At 34.3% G+C, this 21,051-nt stretch carries 16 protein-coding genes and 1 other RNA gene; 2 read left to right on the forward strand and 15 right to left on the reverse strand.

Annotated features, from left to right (window positions below; genetic code table 11):
• Window positions 1-51: 51 nt before the first annotated feature.
• The 9 genes from CRO45_RS06860 to CRO45_RS06900 all read right to left on the reverse strand — a co-directional run bounded on the left by CRO45_RS06860 (window position 52) and on the right by CRO45_RS06900 (window position 12,319).
• The gene (locus CRO45_RS06860) at window positions 52-3,246 is read right to left on the reverse strand and encodes a BTAD domain-containing putative transcriptional regulator (protein WP_097148910.1); all 3,195 of its coding nucleotides are present in this window, start codon (window positions 3,244-3,246) and stop codon (window positions 52-54) included.
• Window positions 3,247-3,601: 355 nt separating this feature from the next.
• Entirely contained in the window at window positions 3,602-5,497 is a 1,896-nt protein-coding gene (locus tag CRO45_RS06865) for an ATP-dependent DNA helicase (RefSeq protein ID WP_097148911.1), read from the reverse strand.
• A 97-nt stretch (window positions 5,498-5,594) separates the two neighbouring features.
• Complete coding sequence (locus CRO45_RS06870) at window positions 5,595-6,734, reverse strand: THUMP domain-containing class I SAM-dependent RNA methyltransferase (RefSeq protein WP_097148912.1); 1,140 nt, start codon at window positions 6,732-6,734, stop codon at window positions 5,595-5,597.
• Between the two features lie 500 nt (window positions 6,735-7,234).
• An RNA gene (gene rnpB / locus CRO45_RS06875) (RNase P RNA component class B) lies at window positions 7,235-7,616 on the reverse strand.
• A 62-nt stretch (window positions 7,617-7,678) separates the two neighbouring features.
• The gene (gene gpsB / locus CRO45_RS06880; RefSeq protein WP_097148913.1) at window positions 7,679-7,972 is read right to left on the reverse strand and encodes a cell division regulator GpsB; all 294 of its coding nucleotides are present in this window, start codon (window positions 7,970-7,972) and stop codon (window positions 7,679-7,681) included.
• A 210-nt stretch (window positions 7,973-8,182) separates the two neighbouring features.
• Window positions 8,183-9,430: a ribonuclease H-like domain-containing protein gene (locus tag CRO45_RS06885; protein WP_097148914.1), complete on the reverse strand. Its 1,248-nt coding sequence runs from the start codon at window positions 9,428-9,430 to the stop codon at window positions 8,183-8,185.
• Window positions 9,431-9,436: 6 nt separating this feature from the next.
• Window positions 9,437-11,716: a DEAD/DEAH box helicase gene (locus CRO45_RS06890; RefSeq protein ID WP_097148915.1), complete on the reverse strand. Its 2,280-nt coding sequence runs from the start codon at window positions 11,714-11,716 to the stop codon at window positions 9,437-9,439.
• Window position 11,717: 1 nt separating this feature from the next.
• Window positions 11,718-12,074 (reverse strand): YppE family protein, encoded by a 357-nt coding sequence (locus CRO45_RS06895; protein ID WP_097148916.1) that lies wholly within the window; start codon window positions 12,072-12,074, stop codon window positions 11,718-11,720.
• 26 nt (window positions 12,075-12,100) lie between these two features.
• Window positions 12,101-12,319 (reverse strand): endonuclease, encoded by a 219-nt coding sequence (locus CRO45_RS06900; RefSeq protein WP_097148917.1) that lies wholly within the window; start codon window positions 12,317-12,319, stop codon window positions 12,101-12,103.
• Between the two features lie 311 nt (window positions 12,320-12,630).
• Between CRO45_RS06900 and recU the strand changes: the two genes are divergently transcribed.
• Together recU and CRO45_RS06910 are read left to right on the forward strand one after the other, a co-directional pair.
• The gene (gene recU, locus CRO45_RS06905) at window positions 12,631-13,257 is read left to right on the forward strand and encodes a Holliday junction resolvase RecU (RefSeq protein WP_097148918.1); all 627 of its coding nucleotides are present in this window, start codon (window positions 12,631-12,633) and stop codon (window positions 13,255-13,257) included.
• Window positions 13,258-13,280: 23 nt separating this feature from the next.
• Entirely contained in the window at window positions 13,281-15,872 is a 2,592-nt protein-coding gene (locus CRO45_RS06910) for a PBP1A family penicillin-binding protein (RefSeq protein ID WP_328588601.1), read from the forward strand.
• Between the two features lie 176 nt (window positions 15,873-16,048).
• Here CRO45_RS06910 and CRO45_RS06915 read toward each other — a convergent pair whose 3' ends face one another.
• From CRO45_RS06915 to CRO45_RS06940, 6 genes are all read right to left on the reverse strand, one after another.
• Complete coding sequence (locus CRO45_RS06915) at window positions 16,049-16,402, reverse strand: YpoC family protein (RefSeq protein WP_097148920.1); 354 nt, start codon at window positions 16,400-16,402, stop codon at window positions 16,049-16,051.
• Window positions 16,399-17,058 (reverse strand): endonuclease III, encoded by a 660-nt coding sequence (nth, locus tag CRO45_RS06920; protein WP_097148921.1) that lies wholly within the window; start codon window positions 17,056-17,058, stop codon window positions 16,399-16,401. The genes CRO45_RS06915 and nth overlap by 4 nt, the downstream gene beginning before the upstream one ends.
• Window positions 17,059-17,069: 11 nt before the next feature.
• Window positions 17,070-17,792, reverse strand: a complete 723-nt coding sequence (locus CRO45_RS06925; RefSeq protein ID WP_097148922.1) for a DnaD domain-containing protein — start codon at window positions 17,790-17,792, stop codon at window positions 17,070-17,072.
• 212 nt (window positions 17,793-18,004) lie between these two features.
• Entirely contained in the window at window positions 18,005-19,300 is a 1,296-nt protein-coding gene (gene asnS, locus CRO45_RS06930) for an asparagine--tRNA ligase (protein WP_097148923.1), read from the reverse strand.
• Window positions 19,301-19,324: 24 nt separating this feature from the next.
• Window positions 19,325-20,518: a pyridoxal phosphate-dependent aminotransferase gene (locus CRO45_RS06935; protein WP_097148924.1), complete on the reverse strand. Its 1,194-nt coding sequence runs from the start codon at window positions 20,516-20,518 to the stop codon at window positions 19,325-19,327.
• A 17-nt stretch (window positions 20,519-20,535) separates the two neighbouring features.
• Window positions 20,536-21,042 (reverse strand): cell wall elongation regulator TseB-like domain-containing protein, encoded by a 507-nt coding sequence (locus CRO45_RS06940; RefSeq protein WP_235864539.1) that lies wholly within the window; start codon window positions 21,040-21,042, stop codon window positions 20,536-20,538.
• Between the last annotated feature and the right edge of the window lie 9 nt (window positions 21,043-21,051).

Below are 21,051 nucleotides of genomic sequence, written 5' to 3' on the forward strand. Positions count from 1 at the left end.
TAACAAAAAACGCTAATAACTTATGAAGAGAATTTACTCTTCCATAAATCATTAGCGCACAATCATTTCATATATTTCGTAGGTTGACTCCATTGGTTCAATGTTTAATTCATTTTTTAATACTTCTACACATTTTTCAAACCACTTAACAGCTTGGGACCGGTTATTTAACTGGAAATAACTTAGCATAAGAAGTCGATATCCTTCTTCCCAAGTATTATCTTGTTGTATTAACTTTTCAGCCCAGTAAACAGCATCTTGGAATTTCTTTAGTCGTATTAAATTTTGAGCGATTCTTTCTATTACTTGAATGTATAAATTTACTAGTTCATTTCTAATTTGTTGAAGCCACTCTATATGCTGAAACTCTTCTAAAAGATTTCCTTTATATAATGATACTGATAACTGGAGCCACTCAATTGAGAGTGATGGATTCTTCTCCGCTAACCCATTGGATGCAAACTTTTTAAAATATTCAATATCTGAAGAACTAGAAATACTAGGGTGAAGTTGATACATCGAATTTTTTCTTATAATATACGCACTTTCTTCTCTCGCATTTCTTTCTGGCTCTAATACTTTTAAGCAAGCATTATAAATTACCTTAAAGTCTCGTGCCATTGCCACATCGTTACCATTCGGCCAAAGAATATGCAAAAGTTCGTCCTTTGTAACAAAGCGATCTTTGTTTAACAGTAAATATAAAAACAATTCCTTCGCTTTTTCACGTTTCCATTCTTTATCATCTATTTCTTCATAGTCGCGAAAAATTCTAAATGCACCAAGTAAATTTACTGAAATGAAGTATCTAGGAACCACTACTCCCTCTTTATACTTAATCATCTGTCCTAATTTTTTCAAATCATCATTTGATTCAATTGACAATTGGTAACTTAATAACTGATGAAATATTAATAGATTTCTAGGGCCCAGTAATGTTATCTTCTGTACGAAAAATTCATATTGATGATTAAAACAGATTGATACAAATTGTTGAAATTCTAATGTAAAACGGTCCTTATCATCTTTTAAGAAATAAATATAAGACAACCAGAAACTACTGACCATCTGTCCATACTTATCTTTACATTGACTAAATAATTCTTTTGCTCTTTTTGCATAATGTAATGCATCAGTGAGCGAATGATTCTCTACGTTAATTTTCGTAAAAGTAGCAAGTAATAATGCAGAGACCCAGGCATCTTGCACTCTTTCAGTTTCATATAAACCAAGATTTGCATATGAAATACCTTCATCGATATTGCCATTTCTACTATACACAAGAGCTAACCCCATATAAGATTCTGCTTTTGCCCTAGTAACGTGAATTTCATCCATAATTTCTATCGTTTTTAAATAGCTTTGTTCCGCAAATTTCACTTCGAATGGATTTAGTAAAAGCAAAGCATGTCCTCTACGTAAATAGGCAACGGCTTCAGCATATTGGGAAAAGTCCCTTTCACTATTTATTACACAATTGTTTGCTCGAACAAAAGATTCCTCAATTTCACCTAACATTGATAGAATTAATGAATTTAATACATCAGATTCGCGATGTGCATCTAAAGGAAGTACTTCTTTTGCTTCTCTAAGTTTAATTAACATCTTCGCATCATTTAGTTTCCCTTGTCTTAACAACGTTCGAACATCTAAATTTCCTTGATATAGTACTTCTTCAGGGAGATTCATATTCTTAACCCATTGTTCAGACTCATATGCTTTCCCTAAATTGACTAAGTTCTCAGCGTATTGTCTTTGTAACAAATAAAGTTCTTCTTTTTCTATATTTACTCGCTCTGCAATTTTTAATGCTTTTTCTAAATAATCCTCTGCAAATGCTGGTTGTATCGTATCTAAATAGATATGAGCGATTCCTGCATATGTCTTTAATATAAAATAGTGATCCGACAGTTTTTCAGCATAAAATAAACATTGATCATAAGCCTTTTTAGCCTTTTCATATTGAGCTTTGTAACGTAAACATTCACCTTCATAAAAGAATATGGCGTAATAATCAGCCTTTATTGGATCTGATAATTCTTTAATTCGCTCTAAGTAATAATCAAATTGTCCAGCATTAATAAAGAAGTTTGCGAATTGTACGAGTATTTCTGCGATTATTAATTCATTTTTCGCTTTATTTGCATGATGGAGTGCAAACATGGGCTTATTTTCGTCGATAAAATATTGGGCAGCTTTGACATGTAGATTTGTAAATTCATCTTCATCTTTTTCTTTCAGCTTCATTTCTAAAAACTGTTGGAATAATACATGGAAACGAAACTCCTTTTGTCCATTTAAATGTTGGATGAATCCTTGAATTTTTAATAGCTCTTTTAACTGTTCTGCCATTGTTTCATTATAAAATTGCTTTATCAACTCAAAAGAGAATGTTGGGAAAATACTGAATTTTAATAATGCATCTTGCTGTAGGCTATTCATATTTTCAAAGATTTCTTCAGATAAATATGAGAAAAATTCATTTAATGAAAGATTGGTAATCTCATCAATGGATGTTGTTGAATCAGAATCTTTTAATTGTAATGCAAGTAGAATAATTGCAATTGCCCAGCCTTCTGTAACATCTAATATTTTTCGAACTTGAGTAATTGTTAAATAACAATCAAAATAATCTTCGAACAATACTTGTATTTCTTCCTCAGAAAAAGCAAAATCCTGTTCTGTACATTCGATTAATTGTCCGTTCATTTTTAACTGGAAAAGGCAATTCCAATTCAACTTTTGTCTAGTTGCTACGATAAAGTGAATATGCGAAGGCAAGTTTTCTATTATTTTATTTAGAACATAATTTATTTGGAATACGTGGTTAACAAGGTGAAAATCATCAATAACAATGTATAAGGGCGTATCAATCTTATAAAATTCATTTACAAACATTTTATACAATTTATTTAATTCATCTAGTTTTGGAAACATTGATAGATTGTCCCAACCGTTTAATGACGTACCAAAGCTATCACACACTCTTTGAATACTGTAAAATAAATGTCTCATAAAAGGTAATATATCATCATCTTCATCTGAAACTTGGTACCAAGAAAACAGTAAATTTTGGTCAGAAGTTATTTGTGTAAGAGCAGAGGTTTTTCCATAGCCTGCACCACTTTGGAGAATAGTTAGTTTTGCTTGTGAAATTTTTGAAAGTTTCTTTGCAAGGCCAACTCTCCGCATAAAATGATTTGACGTATCCGGTGGAATAATTTTTGATAATAGAACATTTTGCATTATCACGAACCTCCTTCTTCTCTAATTACAAAACCACTTCAACGAATCTACCTATTACTAAAATATTATTATACTTACTGCAATATTTTCAATAATGAAAAAAAGGCTATGTAAAAATTAAATCAAATTTTTACATAGCTGTCATTCATTTTATCCCGGTGTAACCGTCCGTAAGTAAGATCATATCAATATTCTTATGAACTAGAGAAGCATATATAGAAGTTAACGGACGCTAACACCCCGATTGGTTGCAGACTAAAAACGCCACGTCCTGTGGCAACGTCTGCATGACCCACGTCCTGTGGGCCCCAACTAACCATCAATGTAGTGAAAAGCGTCTACATTGATGGAAGTTTCACTTTATGGAAACTGGTAAAATATCGATGAAATGTTCTTTCACTTTTGCTTCTTCCTCATTTAATAGTATATGAATTTCACCATGGTCATTAGAAGTACGAATTAGTCGACCAATCCCTTGTTGTAGTCTTAGTAACATAAATGGTAAGTCAACTTCTTCAAATGGTTGTTTAGAAAAAGCTCGTTTTGCATCGAAAAGTGGATCTTGTGGTGGGAACGGCAAATCATAGATGATTACCCTAGTTAAGTTCTCTTCTGGTAAGTCGAGACCTTCCCACAAATGATACGAACATAATGTGTTTATATTGCCATTTTGGAATTCACGAATAGTTGAAGATAATTCTTGATCACCTTCAAAAAATATCGATAATCTATCCATTAACGGTAAACTTTCCTTAAACTTTTCCATCGAATATTTTGATTTGAATAATATTAACGTCTTCTGTTTATCTTTTAGTAAGCTACTTACAATTTTCACTTTTTCATTGTCTTCATGTGCGAAGATTTTCATAACTTCCTCATAATCAAATGGAGAAGGAACACTAAATGACATATAGGATTTGATTCCCAAACTTGATGCAATGAAAGTAAAATCCTTTTTCACAGATAAAGTCGCTGACGAGAAGATAATTGGTAGTTTTTTAGAGAAAAGTTTCTCTTCAAGTACTTCAGTAATTAATCGGGGCATGATTACTAATGTATCTTCACCATCAGTTTCTTCTAACCAGTCGATTGCATCACCCTGTGCAGTAAATATTTTAATAGCTGCTTGATATTGCTCAAGAAACTCTTCAGCCATATTTAACTCATACTCTGGAATCATATAAAGTTCTGATTCAAATACAAACTCTTCTAACAGTTTTTCTACATCATCAATTAATCTTTTTCCATAGGCTAATAACGTTTTTGATTTATTAATTCTTTTACGATTTTCTTCAGATGAAACGATTTCATCTTTAAGTTGATCAAAGAATATTTCATGATCTTCCTGTAACTTTTCCATTGCATAAAGAGTACTTTCTCGAACACCATCAACCATTAAACGATCTAACAAGTTAACAATTGTATAGTTTTGAACTTTATAAGTCATCGCTTTTTGTGCAGCATACTCTAGTAAATGTCCTTCATCTAATACAATCATAGATACCTCAGGTAGTAATGGTAAATGACCTTCCCTCTCACGTGATTCTTTCGTCGCCAAATGCTCCATAAGAAAATCTTGTGAACAGATTATTAAATCACTTGAACTACGGTAATGGGCACGATGTAAAGTTTGGCCACAACGATTTCTCATTTCACAAACTCCACACTGCATAATTGAATTGTAGTTCACTTTTTGCCATGACTCATCACTAATAAATGGATAGTCACTTCGAGAACCATAAAGTTCTGTTGAAACCATTGAACCTTTCGTATATACGCTTTCGGGAATAGACATTGCAATATCATCAATCCATTCCTCTGTTTCAACCTTCTCCGCTTCTTCAAAACGTTTTAAACATAAATATTGGTCTCGTGATTTTGCAAGACGTACATCAATATTTAAATTCAGAAGATTTTCAAGTTTTTCAATATCCCCGCCAGCTTTTACAAGTTGGTCAATTAAAGTCTCATCAGCACATGCAATTAATGCTGGTCTACCAGTATAACGGGCGTAGGAAATGGCAGGTAGAAGATAAGCAATGGTTTTTCCTGTTCCTACTCCAGCTTCGGCAAATAATACGGTTTTTTCTTTTAAAGCTTTTTCAATCTGATAAGCCATGAAAATTTGTTCATCACGCATTTCTAATCCTTTTTCAGGCAATTCGTCGTAAAGAACATCCCCAATCCAATCGCTTAATGAATCGAAAAAGGATTTATCCTTTGATAATTCAAATGGTAAAGATTGTCTCATATATAGTAAACTCCTCCATCATGTCTTAGATTAGACATTGAAAACGGAAGGAGGTTTCAAATCTCCTTCCGGTTTCTTTTATTCATTCATTATATTTCTATTCTTCTCTTTTTGATTTTTGTCCCCAAAACTGATATAAATCTGTACGAATAAATCCGTTAAACAATTTACGTTTCTTTGTTGCTTTTTTACCATAATGTTCTTCAAAGTTTTCCATTGAAGATAACATATAAACAGACCACGTTGGATAGTTTTTCATAACAGTTCCTAAATCTTTAATGACGCGTTCAATAATCTCTTTTTCACCAATACGTTCTCCATAAGGAGGATTTGAGACAATTACACCATCCGTCAATCTTGTTGTAAAGTCAGTCGCTTGCATTTGTTTAAATTTAATAAGATCGCCAAAACCTGCTTCGATTGCATTTGCTTCTGCAATTGAAATCATACGATGGTCGATATCCGAACCTATAATTTCAAGTTCTTGGTCATAATTTGCTAATGATTCTGCTTCGTCACGAGCATCATCCCAAATTTTTGATTTGAACCAAGACCAATCTTCTGATATAAATTCACGGTTATATCCTGGAGCAATATTTTGCCCTATCATTGCTGCCTCTAACGGAATCGTCCCTGAACCACAAAATAAATCAACAAATGGTCTGTTAGGGCTCCATCTTGAAATTTTCACAAGTGCCGCTGCAAGAGTTTCCTTAAGCGGAGCTTCACCTTGTGTTTGACGGTATCCACGTTTATGTAGACCTGCACCAGATGTATCAATGGTTATTGTTGCCAAGTCTTTCAAAATTGAGACTTCAATTTTATAAGTTGCTCCTGATTCATCTAAAAATCCTAAACGTTTATAATGAGATTTCATACGTTCCACAATTGCTTTTTTAACAATTGCTTGGCAATCAGGTACACTAAATAACTTAGATTTCACTGACTTTCCTGATACAGGAAAAGCAGCATCTACTGGTAAAAAACGTTCCCATTCAATCTTTTTTGTACTTTCAAATAATTGGTCGAATGTGTTTGCTGGAAATTGTGCGACAACGATTTTAACACGATCTGCAACTCGTAACCACAAATTACATCGTGCTATAGCTGTTTCATCGCCTTCAAAGTAAACTTTCCCATTTTCTACTTTTGTTTCATATCCTAAACTTTTAACTTCTTCTGCAACAATTGATTCAAGTCCCATTGCACTCGTTGCTACTAATTGATATTTAGTCATATAATTCCACTCCTGGCACTCCTGGTATTCAACTTCCCAAATTTGTAAAAAACCATCGCCTTATCTGCTTGATTCATATATCATCTCTAGCATTTCCATTATGTGGATAGATACTTATTCCTATACTTGTAGAGATGTAAATTTCTTGTTCCTTAATATAAAAAGGTTTTTTATAATTCGCATTTTATCTATAAATATTCTGCCTTTATAGGATGCTGTATATTTGTTAATGTTATAATAAATTTCCTCGCCACAATACATTTTAATGGTATGTATATTAAATACACTCAATTGGATTACGGTATAGATATTAATTGTTTACTATTTGTAACTCCCATCACTAAAGAAAAAGCTCTCCACTGCTATGGAGAGCTTTCAAGATTTGAGCGTTTGCTCTTTCCTTATCAAACCATACGTCATTCGAATTTAACGTTCGACGTGTTGAGTAAATGAAAAATCAGCATTTTTTTAAAAGTAAAAAATAATTTAATCAAGTAAAATTCAATAAGCCATGTTTTGTTCCCGAGTACTCAAACGGCTAAAGCCTCGTACGAACCGGGTAGTAATCATCTATCTACGCGAACTAGCGCGTCCCTCCATCCGTTCATTTCCTTCAGGAGAGTGCCCCTACCATAATTTGGGTTTCTCACTCGTGGGGTTTACCTCGTTCCACCTTCACCGTTTCCGATGAAGCTCCGTCACTGTGGCACTTTCAGGAAGTGTCAACCATATCACAAGGACTTAGGTTTTCCTTCCGCCGTCAAGCTTTCGCTTGCCTTACCTTATTTTTTCGGTAAGCACGAACACTACGGTCATCTCAGATCCGTGTGAGCATGGACTTTCCTCTACAACTTCTATGAGTTGCAGCGATTACTCGAATTTCACATTGATAAAATTATTATACTAAAAAACAATATCATTTACAATAAAAGCGACCAATTTAATTACTCGTATAATTTGCTACCAAATACATGTTTTTCTAAATTTGAAAGTCTCTTTAAAATATCAAAGTTGGTATTACCAACAGATTGGGTTGGTTGAGGCCTTCTAGCAGTATTTTGTAATTCTTCTTTCAAACGTGTATTTTCAGCGCGAAGTTCAGTCAGAATTTTATCAAAAGCGTCATAATCTTCCATGATTTGATCTAAAAACTGATCAACCTGGTCAACACTATAACCTTTCATCGCTTTCTTAAATTCTTTCTCTAATATTATTTTTGAATTTAACTTTATTTCCATTCACATCGCCCTTCCATACAAACATACGTGGTTTTATTATATCATATGAACATGTTGAAAAGTGAACGAAAACACACTTTAAAACTAAAATTACCAAATATTAAATGATAATAGTTAGTATTTTCATTGAGAATAATGTCAAATTATTGTAGACGACAAAGGAAAGTTGTGTCAAATCTTGCGCTTGCCTGGGAAATGAAAATAAAATTGTTAGGAAATATTTTTATTTTCTAGCCTTTGTATTCTCTTTTCCCAACGTTCGATTAGTTTCATTTTTTGTGTTGGATCGATACATGTTGCCTTTTCAATTAATTGAATACCTTGCAATGCATATTCCAACGCTATATCAAACTTTTTGAATTGATGTTCATATACAATTGCTATTTGTTCATATGCTTTTAGTTGTTTTTTTAAACTTAAATTTGTTAATGATTTTTTAAAACTACTTACTGATTCTTCAAACTCACCTTTTCTTTTTTGTTCAATAGCTAAGAAGAAATATGCGAGAGAAGCTTCTTGCTCATCAAAATTCTCTGTAACTGTTCGTAGAAACTGTTCACTTTCACTCGTATGTTTTAAATCTCCATACCATTTTCCAACATTCGTAATCGTTGTAGCTGCTTCATCAATTATTGAATCTACTAATATGTTGGTAGAGTGAATATAAAGAGTAATTAATGATAATAAATCCCATTCATTATGGTATAAAACTTTCATTAATGTTTCTATATGACCACTTTTTACTGCATCTGCATAAATGATCGGTGCTAGAAAACCAGGAATATCACCTTGACGTTTAAATCCTAATTTTTCTTCTTCCACAATTGTTAACTTTAGTTTCTCTAAATTGTTTTTCCAAATTCGTTTTGAACTATGAAGTAGATCAACCTGTTTATGAGTTTTTAGTTTTGGTAAATGCTTACGATGTAAGGTCCATCTTGACTCAAGTTGTGGCCAGTCAAAACTTTTCCCATTATACGTGACGATTGTTTTAGGCTTCTCCCAAAATCTAGACTCAAATAATAATGCGGCTTCATTTGAAGGATCAGCTAATACATATTGAGTTAGTGTAAAACAATCATCCCTTGCTTCAAGCAGTCCAATAAGGAAAATTTGAGTTCCAACACCTTTCAAGCCAGTTGTCTCTGTATCAAAAAAGAGGATCTCTTCATCAAAACTTAAAGAAAAAGGATGTTCTAATTTCGAGTTTTCCCATTTTTCAATTGAATGGAAAAATTCTCCCAACTCATAAAAGCCATGTTTATAGTTAAGTTGATAAGTCACAACACGTTTGAAAACAACACCAAAGTCATTTTCCACCACTGATAATCCAAAGTTTTCCCAATCCTTTATGTAGAATGGTTTTGGTGGTTTTTTAAAAGCTGGTTCTTCCTTTACCTTTTCTTTTTTACTACCAAGCATTTTTTTTAATTGCATTATTTTATTTTCATATGACATTTAAAATCACTTCATCTCATTTAACAATAGGGATAATATTTTAATAACTTTGTCTTTATTATTTTGCAAGCTGTCTTGCGCTCCAATACACGATGGACAACCATTTTCACAAGGACACGTATCTACATGTTGAATAGCTTCTTCTAAAATTGAATCTAAAATATCATATACTTTTTCACTCAATCCAATTCCACCGGGATAACTATCATAAATGAACAATGTAGGTTTTTCATTGTGTATCGATTTAACTTGAGGAACGACAGATAAGTCTTTTCGATCACAGTGAATGTATAACGGTACAAAGGATCCGATTGCATATGCTGCACCAGTTAATGCATCTGTTAACATATCTTCAGACCAATTTTCAGGCATTTCAAAAGAAAGCCACGTAGAATTTGTATGCATCTCAAGTGGCGGAATATGAATTTTTCCAGAACCGATATTTTCGTGTGTGTTAAAGCGAATTTTTTTGAAGATCGTTGGGATTGCAAGTAGGCTGACATCACCGTAACCTAATATAGCGGATTGATAGGATTTCGTCTTATCTTCACTTAAGACTTTTAGCTCTACTGCTAAATTTGCATCCGTGAAATAATCTACATCAACCTCTCTTACAAAGGCCTTCTTTTCTTCCCAATCTAGTTTTTCTACTTGGTATTGAACCCCCTGATGAAGATAAATAGCCTCTTCATGGAGTAGTGTCATGGCACTATATGTATCCATTTCACCAATCACTTTTGTCGAACCAGGGATTGACCAATCAATAATCACTACATTCTCTTGTGCAGCAGAACGTAAGCTAATTTCGTGGGCTGGGAACCTGTCACTCATCCAATGCCAATTCGAACTCGTCTTTAATAGTACTCCCTCTTCTTCTAAAAAGGCTAAAAGTTCTTGCACCTCAAATTCACCATAAGTGTCTGTCATTGAAAATGGTAGTTCAAAAGAAGCGCATTTTAAATGTTCCATTAATATAAGAATGTTTTCTGGATTAATTAATGCCTCTTCCGGAGAACTTCCTAACATATATTTCGGATGGTTTACTACGTACTGATCCAGTGCGGTTGCTCCTGCAACATAAATAATTAATGCGGAGTCTTGTCTTCTTCCTGCACGACCGGCTTGTTGCCAAGCACTTGCTATATTACCAGGATACCCAGTCATAACACATGCTTGTAATTGACCAATATCAACACCAAGTTCTAATGCATTTGTACTAACTACAACTTGAATCGTTCCATCTCTCAATCCTTTTTCAATGGATCTTCGCTCACTAGGTAAATAACCCCCTCGATAACCTCGAATGGATTCATCTTGTATTTTCTTTTTTGTTAATTCTTTTAAATACGTGACAAGCATTTCAACACGAACACGAGATTTTGCAAAGACAATCGTTTGAATTCCAGCTTCATGAAGTTTAGTCGTTAAATCACGTACTTCCAACACACTACTTCTTCGAACTCCAAAAGTAGGATGTACGATAGGAGGATTATAAAATAAGAATGTTTTCTTTCCAACTGGTGCACCCGAATCGGCGATCAGTTGGTGTGATGTATTTGTTAACTTCTCCGCCAGTTCTTTTGGATTTAAAATTGTAGCTGAAGTACATATAAAAATAGGATCACTACCATAAAACTGACAAATTCTTTTTAATCGTCTTATTACATGTGCGACATGACTACCAAAAACACCTTTGTATGTATGTAATTCATCGATAACAATATATTTTAAGTTTTCGAAAAGAGAAACCCATTTTGTATGATGTGGCAAAATACCCGAATGGAGCATATCTGGATTAGTCATAACAATATGGCCGGCTTTTCTAATTTTTTGTCGAATGGCTGGTGCAGTATCACCGTCATATGTATAACTAAATATTTCTTCTTCCATACTTTCTATCAAATTATTTAAATCTGTCTTTTGATCTTGTGCTAACGCTTTTGTAGGAAATAAATAGATTGCTCGACTCGAAGGATCTTGTAAAATTTGCTGTAATACAGGTAAATGATAACATAGGGACTTCCCTGAAGCTGTTGGTGTAACTGCTGTAAATGATTGTCCACTAGTTGCATAATCATAGGCTTGTCGTTGGTGAGTATAGAGCTGACCAATTCCTCTATCAATTAAAGCCTTTTTAATAGAAGGATGCAATTGTTCAGGAAAAGGTGCGTACTGAGCAGGTTTTGCCTCTAACGTTTCAATATGTAAGATATTTTGTTTCATATCCGGATCGTTTTTCCAGCTTTGAACGATTTCGTCGACGGATTTCTTCTTATTTAACTGCATATTATTTACCCTCCTGTAAGAAGCGTAAAATATTCGATAATGTATAGTGAACAGATTGAATGGATTGAATAATTCTCTTTTTACTTGTTTCCTTATAAAAGGACTGCACAACAAATTGGTTCATAGCATCTACCACGTTTGCTATTTGAACCTCATGTACATATTTCGGCTGATTTTTGCGAATCCAATTGTTTGCTGCAAGTTGCCACTCGTTTAACATAGCTTGTATTCGATCTGCGTAAGGTTTTACTTCTTCAAAAAACAAAGGTGTTGCGTCCATCTCACGCATTTTAAAAAAGCGGTCGACAGACGCATCACACTCTTCTATTAATTGTTTTGTTTGTTCGATCAATGTCATTTTCGTTACCTCTATAAACATTTTTACTATTTATAGTGTACCAAAAATTTACGAGAATCACTACTATAAGGGGAACAAGTATTCTTTACATGAAATTGCTTTTCTGCTAAGCTTACTTTCTGATGAGTGTTTAATAGACTAGTTAAAAATGCATCATTCATAGCGTTTCGTTCATTTTCTATTTTTCTACTTAGCATCTCATCAATACAATCTATTTGTGTTAGAAGCATTTGAATTCTATTCAAACTGACCAACCTCCTTAGCAAGTATATTCCTTGTATCAATTGAAATTCCTTTCGGCTTGTCAAAACTAGACATAGGATGCTAAAAGAAGAAAAAATTCGATAATCTTTCGTCCCGGTGCAAGCGTCTGTAAAACGCCCATTTCAAATTATGAGGAAAAAATAATATCTTTTTAGTAGGAGTACAACGGTCGCTAACACCCCGATTGGTCTAACTAACAATCAGTGTACCTAAAGATGCCACTGTTTGAAGTTTCTCCTTATGTTAATATTAATCTAAATGAATGGTTATCATTTTGAAGAAGGGTGATTGCATGACGATTCGTTATCCGAATGGCAAACTTTATAAGCCATCTAGTGAAACTCCAAATGTATTAAAGGCGAAAAAGAAAGTAAAAAACCTTTCATTTAGTAATCGAGGAAAAACCCTTGAAGATGAAATCAATGAAACGAATCTTTTTTACTTAAATCATCAAATTGCAGTCATTCATAAGAAACCTGTTCCAATCCAAATCGTCAAAGTAGAGTACCCGAAGAGAAGTGCAGCTGTTATAAGAGAAGCCTACTTCCGTACTGCTTCTACGACAGATTACAATGGAGTGTGGAATGGATATTATATAGACTTTGAAGCTAAGGAAACGGAAAGCAAAACATCGTTTCCATTAAAGAATGTGCACCATCATCAAATCAAACATATGGAAGATGTTATAAATCAACAGGGAATCGCATTTTTAATTGTTCGATTCTCAAAATTAGATAGATATTTTTTATTACCATTTAAAATATTGTTAGAAGCATGGAATGGTATAGAAAAAGGCGGACCCAAGTCAATACCTTTAAAAATGTTTGAAACTAGTTCTTATGAAATTAAACCTGGTTTTAATCCAAGGATTGATTATTTATCTGCTATGGAAAAATTGATTACAAACAAAGAAAAATAGTTTGTAGAAGTGAGGAGAATATTGTGGCTGAAAAAAGAACACGTGAAGAATTAAAACGTGAACGTGCTAAAGAAAAAAGACAACAAAAAAAACCAGTTAAATCATGGATTAAACGTATAATCCTATCTATATTGGCAATAGGTTTGGCAGGATTTATATTTGGCGTTGGGTTGTTCGTATATTACGCAAGCTCAGCACCAGAATTAAATGAAGAATTATTGAAAGATCCAATCTCTGCTGAATTTTATGATAAAAACGGTGAGTTATTTGCAAAGATCGGTGTTGAAACCCGTAAATATGTAAAATATGAAGACATACCGCAAGATATGGTTGACGCAATTCTTGCAACAGAAGACGTTCGATTCTTTGACCATTTCGGAGTAGATGTTTGGAGAACAATGGGTGCTGTTCTTGCAAACTTCCGAGATGGCTTTGGTGCACAAGGTGGTAGTACAATTACCCAACAAGTAGTTAAAAATTCATTCTTAAGTAACGACAAAGCATTAAAACGTAAAGCTCAAGAAGCGTGGCTAGCGGTACAATTAGAACAACAATACGATAAAGAAGAAATTTTCGAAATGTATTTTAATAAAATTCTAATGTCTGGTAGAATTTATGGTTTTGGGACAGCTGCAGAATATTTCTTCGGTAAAGAATTAAATGAACTTGAGTTAGATGAAATGGCGTTACTTGCTGGTATGCCGCAAAGTCCAAACAGATATAACCCATTTAAAAATCCAGAACGTGCACAACAACGTCGTGACTTAGTATTAGACTTAATGGTATTACATGAAAAAATTACAAAAGAAGAAGCTGAAGCTGCGAAACAAATTGACGTTACTTCTCGATTATTAGCGGAAGAAGAACGACAAACTGTAGCTGGTACACAATACGATGCATTCCTTGACATCGTACAAAACGAGATTGAAGCAAATGGTGATGGTGAATTATTAAGCGAAGGTATAAAAGTTTATACAACACTTGACCCAAATGCTCAAACAGTCGTTGAAAATGTTATGAATAACCCAGCTAACTTCCCTACTGAAACAATCCAATCAGGAGTTGCAGTTATAGATACAAAAACTGGTGCTATACGAGCAATTGGTGGTGGACGTGATTTCGGTGCCGATCGTAGTTATAACTTTGCTGACGATTTAAAGGGACGATCACCTGGTTCAACGATGAAACCATTACTTGATTATGGACCAGCATTCGAACATTTAAAATGGTCAACTGGACAAACGATTGTAGATGATAAAATTACTTATACAGGATCAAATCAAGCAATAACAAACTGGGATAACAAATATTTAGGAACGATGACAGTTCGTGAAGCATTATATACTTCTCGAAATGTTCCGGCTGTAAAAACACTACAAGCAGTAGGCCAAGATAAAGCAACACAATTTATATCTAAATTAGGAATTGAAACCGATGGTGTTTTTGAGTCCGACGCAATCGGTGGCGGTAAAGTTAGAATGACACCTATTCAAATGGCTGCTTCATACGCTGCTTTTGGTAATAATGGTGTTTACAATGACCCACATGCCGTTACTGAAATTGTATATCGTGATGGTTCAAAGAAAACCTACGAAAATGATACTGTCGTTGCCATGCAAGACTACACTGCATATATGGTAACAGATATTTTAAGAGATGCTGTAAGTAACAAGCAAGGTGCTTCTGCGTCTAGAGCGGGTATTTCAGGTCTTGATGTAGCAGGAAAATCAGGAACGACAAACTACTCTTCTGAGGATTTTGCTAAATTTAACTTACCAAATTCTGCGGTACCCGATGCTTGGTTTGCAGGCTATACGACAAACTATTCCATTGCTATTTGGAGCGGTTATAGAAATTACAGTGATCCAATCACAACGTGGGATGAGCGATTCTTACCACAAACATTATTTAAGACTATAATGTCTCAAATTTCAGCAAATGTTGAAACACCAAGATTCAGCAAACCAAGTACTGTTGTTGAGGCAACTATTGAAGTTGGTACTGATCCATTAAAACTTGCGAGTGAACATACTCCAGATAACATGCGTGTAACTGAATTATTTGTTAAAGGAACAGAACCTACAGAAGTGTCCGATAAATACAAGGCACTCGAATTAGATGCACCTTCTAATTTACAAGCTATTGTAAATGAAGCTGGCGGATTAGTCGACTTAATGTGGGAATATACACCACCAACAATAGAAACTGGTGAAGATGAAGAAGGAAATGAACAGACAGTTCCAATTTCGTTTGAAGTTAGTATGTCAGTTGATGATGGTGAATCAATTGTTATCGGAACGACTGATCAGATGCATGTAACAATTCCAAATCTCGAATATGGAAGAAACTATACGTTCTCAGTAGTTGCAGTTTCAGATGATGTAAGAAGTGATCCTGCTACCGTTTCAACAACTCTTGAAAATCCAATTGTAGATCCAGAGATAGAAGATCCGACGATTGAAGATCCTGAAGTTGATTGGGAAAACGATGAAAACAATAGTGGAAATCCATCTGGTGAAGAAAATGGATCGAATGAAGGCGAACCAGTAAACCAGCCTAATTCACCTAACCAACCTAATAAGCCTGGACGCGGAAATCAGGATAATAATGATTAGTGTATAATATAAAAGCTATCCCTCAAGTGCGAATCACTTGAGGGATAGCTTTTTTACCAGTAACGGAGGACAAACTTCCCTCCCTTTACTATATTTAGGAATAAATAAAAAGCAGTTAAAGTTCCACATCGTAAACTTTAACTGCTTAAGTATTGTACATTGAAATCGGATTGGTACTAATTTTTCTTCACTCGTAATCGAGCAAGTTTCTTTTTCGTTTCTTTGAATAACTCGTCCAATTGACGGTAACATGCGTACTGACCTGGTCTAGCTTTTATAAATGATAATCGTTCCATTCCGTTTATAGGTAATACCTCATAATCCTCATTCTGGTTAATTTCTGTATTTTCTTGATCAGAGGTTGTAATAATTAATTGTTCATATAAATGAATGCCCTTTAACATTAAATCGCTTGCTTGACCGTTACGTTCGTCATGGGCTTCATGAATTTGTTTGCTCAGTTGTTCCCAATCAGCAAACAGAGGATCTACTACCTCTTTTTGTATAGTATTTGGATTAAAAGGAATCATACTTTCACCAATCCCTTTTTCAATCGTTTTTGACCCTCACGGCATAGGTCTAATAATGGACATGTTCCACATTGAGGATTTTGTGCTTTACAGTGGTAACGACCAAAGAAAATTAACTGATGGTGGGTTTTTGACCACTTTTCTTTTGGCGTTTTTTTCATGATTGTTTCTTCTACTTCTAATACAGAGTCTTTCCATCGGCATAAACCGAGTCTTTTCGAGACACGTTCAACATGTGTATCTACAGCTAATGCAGGAATGTCAAATGCTACTGATAATACTACATTTGCCGTTTTTCTACCTACACCAGGTAATGTTACAAGTTCCTCACGGGTTTGTGGTACTTCCCCGCTAAATTCAGTGATTAGTTTTTCGCTTAAAAGCTGTATATTCTTCGCTTTATTTCGATACAGTCCAATTGAACGTATATCCTGCTGTAACTCTTCTAATGAAACAGCTAAATAATCTTCTGGTGTCTTATATTTTTTAAATAAATCTTTCGTTACTTTGTTAACTAATACATCTGTACATTGAGCTGATAATAATGTCGCAATTGTTAACTCAAACGGGTTATCGTGGACGAGCTCACAATGTGCATCTGGAAACATTCGATCCATTTCCTCTAAACAATGTTCCCATTGTTTCTTCGTAAGCACTACGTTTCCCCCTATTCTCTTTCATCCAACCAATTGTAAAACGAAACTTTTGGCGCTTGGTTTGCTTGGTTTGTTTTAGTTGTTGGTGGGACAAATGTTGTTTTTGAATGGAACTGTTGTGTATGTTGTTCCACTTGTTTTATAGAAGTAATATTCTTTTTCTTCCATTCAAATAAAATTCGATCGATATATCTTAAACTTACTTTACCTGCAAGAACCGATTCCTTCAATGCTGCTTTAATCAATTCTGGTGTATGTTTATCTACATCTAACCACATGGAAATGGTTTCTAACTCCATTGGTGAAAGAAGTCTACCGAATTCTTGTTCGAAGATGGTAAACAGTTCCCCTTCTTCATTTTTCTTCGTATTTTTTTCTTCCACATTTTCTTTAGATTCAAGTAGGTCTAGTATTCTTTCCCATAATGGGTAAATCGAATATTTTTCAAAGATTTTCCCACTATTGTTTACACCTTGTGAAATTTCAAGAAACCCTTTTTGTAGTAATCGCTGTAATTGAATTGCAATTTCGTTATTTGTTTTATGCAATCGTAGTTCTAAATCGTTTGGAGTTGGAAAGTCATTATTTTCTGCATGAAAAGCAATTAAATGTAGTAGGATGATTGCTTCATCATCTGTAATATTTAATTCTTTATAATGCTTAAAAAATAAATGAGGGATTAGAACAGTTTCTTGCCCTGTCCAAATACGAAGTCTATGATTTTTTTCATGCATAATGATTCCCCTTTCCATATTAAAGTGATATACATTACTAATTTACTATGTAATTAGAAACGGATTTTACCATCAGCTTAGAAAAGCACACCTCGACCCAAAATAGGTCGAGGTGATGTCTTTTCTTATGCGGATTACCTATAAACTTATAATATCCTATCCGCCAAAGAAAACGTCCGCTTTTGACGGACGCTTCTCTTAAAAACTGTTATTTATGGATAAAGTCTGTTTAATAATCTTGGGAATGGAATACATTCACGAACGTGTTCTGCTCCACTAATCCACGCAACAGTACGTTCAATTCCTATACCAAATCCAGAATGAGGTACAGATCCTTGCTTACGAAGCTCTAAATACCAAGCATATGCTTTTTCATCTAAGTTATGCTCTTTTATTCTTTGTTTTAATAAATCATAATCCCAAATACGTTCAGATCCACCTATAATTTCTCCATACCCTTCCGGGGCAATTAAATCCGCGCATAACACTACATCATCGCGATCTGGATGTGGTTGCATATAGAACGGTTTAATTCCAACTGGATAGTTTACGATAAATACTGGTTTATCATACTTTTGCGCAATGGCAGTTTCATGAGGTGCTCCGAAATCATCGCCCCATTCAATATCTGTAAATCCGTTTTCGTGTAAGAATTTAATTGCATCATCGTACGTAATACGTGGGAATGGTGCCTGAACTTTTTCTAGTTTAGATACATCTCTTCCTAGTCTTTCTAGTTCAATTTTGCAATTTTTTACTACCGATTGAACAATAAACGAAACATATTGTTCTTGTACTTCTAAACTTTCTTCATGTTCAACAAAAGCCATTTCAGGCTCCATCATCCAGAACTCAATTAAATGACGGCGAGTTTTTGATTTTTCAGCACGGAATGTTGGACCGAAAGAAAATACTTTTCCTAATGCCATAGCAGCAGCTTCCAAATGTAACTGTCCTGATTGAGATAGGAATGCATCTTCATCAAAATATTTTGTATGGAATAGTTCTGATGTTCCTTCTGGTGAAGAACCCGTTAAAATTGGCGGATCTATTTTAACAAAACCATTATTATTAAAGAATTCGTAAGTCGCGCGAATTACTTCATTTCGAACTTTCATAATTGCATGTTGTTTTCTTGAACGTAACCAAAGATGACGGTTGTCCATCAAGAATTCTACCCCGTGTTCTTTTGGTGTAATCGGGTAATCTTGTGCCATTTGAATAACGTCAATTCCAGTAATAGCTAATTCACAGCCAAAACTAGAACGAGTGTCTTCTTTTACAACACCAGTTACATACATTGATGATTCTTGCGTTAAGCCTTTTGCTGTTGTGAATAATTCTTCACCAACTTCTTCTTTTACAAGTACACCTTGTACGAATCCTGATCCATCACGAAGTTGTAAAAATGCGATTTTTCCACTAGAACGTTTATTTGCTAACCAAACTCCTAGTTTTACTGTTTCACCAATATGATTTGGCATTTCAGAAATAGTAATTTTATTCATAGTGCCTCCAAAAAACAATTAGTTTTAGTTTTGCCATTTTGATTTTACAAAGTTTTCTATACGGGATACTGCTTCTTCTAATAATTCTAAAGAAGTTGCATAACTTAAACGGATAGCATTCGGAACTCCAAACCCAGAGCCTGGAATTACTGCAACGTTTGCTTCTGTTAATAATGCAGTTGCAAATTCATCGACAGAATTATAGCCTGTTTTTTCAGCAGCTTCACTTACATCTGGTAATAAATAGAATGCTCCTTGTGGTTTAATTACTTGGAAACCAGGTATAGCATTTAATTTTGGATAAATTATTTCTAAACGAGATTCAAATGCTTTTCTCATTTCTTCTACCGAATCTTGTGGTCCGTTATATGCTTCAATTGTTGCATACTGAGAAGTCGTAGTTGGATTTGATGTTGAATGTGATGCTAAATCTGTCATGGATTTAATAATAGTTGCATCACCAGCTGCATAACCAATACGCCATCCTGTCATAGAGTGAGACTTAGCTACTCCATTTACAACAATTGTACGAGCTTTAATCTCCTCAGAAATTTCTGCAATGGAGAAATGTGTTATTCCATTGTATAAAAGTTTTTCATAAATTTCATCAGATACGATTAATAGATCTTTTTCTACAGCAACTTTAGCGATCTCTTCTAGCTCTTCCTTTGAATATACCATACCAGACGGATTACTTGGTGAATTAATGACCACCGCTTTTGTTTTATCAGTTACTGCGTTACGTAATTGTTCTGCAGTAATTTTATAGTTTTGCTCCTTAGTACTTTCAACATATACAGGAACGCCACCCGCTAATTTAACTTGTTCAGGATATGAAACCCAATAAGGAATTGGGATAATAACTTCATCTCCCTCATTGAGAATTACTTGGAATAAAGTGTATAAAATATGTTTTGCTCCGATTCCTACTATCACTTCATTTCGATTATATGAAAGGTTATTATCACGCTTTAATTTATCAATGATCGCGTCTTTTAACGCCGGTAAACCACCAGAAGGGGTATATTTTGTAAAGCCCTTATTCATTGAATCAATTGCAGCATCAAGGATGTTTTGTGGTGTATTAAAATCAGGCTCCCCTGCTCCAAGACCGATAACATTAATGCCTTGCGCTTTTAGTTCATTTGCTTTTGCTGTAATTGCAAGAGTTGAAGATGGTGTTAAGGATTTAACACGGTTTGCAAGTAACTCTTTCATAAAGTAAATCTACTCCTCTACAAGTTCAAAATTCGTTTCCACCACTGTCCGTCTTCAAACAAAATATAGACATAGTTTAATTTGTTCGCATTATTTGTATAGGTAATTTCCCAAACAACGCCTGCTTCTTCATAGCCTAATTTTGTATGCAAGATCTTTTTTATATCTACTTCGTTATCAATTACTGATAAAGCCTGTTCTCTAGAAATACCGTCTTGCAGATAGATTTCCTGAATCGAATTTTCTTCTAAACTTATCGGAACAAATACTGCTTTTTCCTTACCATCTTCGTCTTCCCCGAAAACAGTAACGTACGGTTTATTTCCATTATAAATATAGGAATCTGTGACAACCGCAAGGGATTTAGATGAAATGGCTAAATCCTCTGCGGATTGTTCTATATCCTTTATTGGAGCCATGGCTTGAGATATAACTAGAATTGAAATGACAAGTGACATAGATAAAATAAAGAGTACGATAAAAATTACCCAGTTCTTTATTTGATCTTTTTTTCTTTTCTCCATTTATGTCAA

This window comes from Ureibacillus acetophenoni (genome assembly GCF_900220965.1).
Classification (GTDB): Bacteria; Bacillota; Bacilli; order Bacillales_A; family Planococcaceae; genus Ureibacillus; species Ureibacillus acetophenoni.